Origin of the sequence: Pseudomonas sp. PS01303 (assembly GCF_029959385.1) — a bacterium.
GTDB lineage: Bacteria > Pseudomonadota > Gammaproteobacteria > Pseudomonadales > Pseudomonadaceae > Aquipseudomonas > Aquipseudomonas rustica.
Genome location: NZ_JASCPK010000309.1, coordinates 1 through 1,278 on the forward strand (window position 1 = coordinate 1; position 1,278 = coordinate 1,278).

Consider the following 1,278-nt stretch of genomic DNA (forward strand, 5'->3'; position numbering starts at 1 on the left):
AAGGCGTTGTATCAGCCGACATCAATGTTGACTGATACAACGCCTTCGCGAGCAGGCTCACTCCTACAGTTTTGATTTGCGCTGTTGCTTAGATCCCGGCCAGGGCCAGGTCCATCGCGAAGTAGGTAAAGATCAGATCCGCACCCGCACGCTTGATCGCGCCCAGGCTTTCGCGCACCACACGATCTTCATCAATTGCACCCGCCTGCGCGCCGAATTTGATCATCGCGTACTCGCCGCTGACCTGATACGCCGACAACGGCAAGTTCGAGGCTTCGCGGATGTCGCGGATGATGTCCAGGTACGCACCGGCCGGTTTGACCATCAGCGCGTCGGCACCTTCTTGCTCATCGAGCAACGACTCACGCAGTGCTTCGCGGCGGTTCATCGGGTTCATCTGATAGCTTTTGCGGTCGCCCTTCAGCGCACTGCCACCTGCCTCACGGAACGGGCCATACAGCGCCGAAGCGAATTTGGTCGAATAGGCCATGATCGGAACCTGGGTGAAACCGGCCGCGTCCAGCGCTTGACGAATCGCCCGCACCTGACCGTCCATCGCCGCCGATGGCGCGATCACATCAGCGCCAGCGCTGGCCGCGGCCACGGCTTGCTTGCCGAGGTTGATCAGGGTCTGGTCGTTGTCGACTTCATGGTTGTGCATCACGCCGCAGTGGCCGTGATCGGTGTATTCGCAGAAGCAAGTGTCGGACATCACGATCATGTCCGGCACAGCGTCTTTGGCGATGCGCGACATGCGCGAAACCAGACCGTCTTCGCGCCAGGTGTCGCTGCCGTTGCCGTCCAGATGATGCGACACACCAAAGGTCATCACCGATTTGATGCCGGCGCGCGCATAGCGCTCGATCTCGCTGGCCAGTTTGCGCTCGGGAATACGCATCACGCCGGGCATGCTTTTGATCGGCACGAAGTCGTCGATTTCTTCTTCGACGAAGATCGGCAACACCAGGTCGTTCAGGCTGAATTCGGTTTCCTGGAACAGACTGCGCAGGCTCGCATTGCGGCGCAGACGGCGGGGACGTGCTTCGGGGAACTGACTGGACATGGGGCCTTTCCTGAAAAAACGGCAGATGAGACGAAAGTCGTAGGGGGCGAAGCTTATGCCTTGCGGGGGGTGAGGTACAAACCTGGATCAATCAAGAGAGCGTTACCGGGTACGCAATAATCCCGGATCCAGTGTAGGAGCTGCCGAAGGCTGCGATCTTTTGATCTTGCATTTAACAATCAACATCAAAAGATCGCAGCCTTCGGCAGCTCCTA

Annotated in this window: 1 protein-coding gene; it reads right to left on the reverse strand. The window is 58.6% G+C overall.

Translation table 11 applies throughout. The features are described from left to right. Nucleotides 1-88: 88 nt before the first annotated feature. The gene (hemB, locus tag QMX93_RS30710; protein ID WP_282359334.1) at nucleotides 89-1,063 is read right to left on the reverse strand and encodes a porphobilinogen synthase; all 975 of its coding nucleotides are present in this window, start codon (nucleotides 1,061-1,063) and stop codon (nucleotides 89-91) included. Nucleotides 1,064-1,278: the final 215 nt, after the last annotated feature.

What these genes read in the sequence shown, in the direction of transcription:
- hemB (WP_282359334.1), bottom strand. Translation starts at nt 1,063, where the DNA reads ATGTCCAGTCAGTTCCCCGAAGCACGTCCCCGCCGTCTGCGCCGCAAT.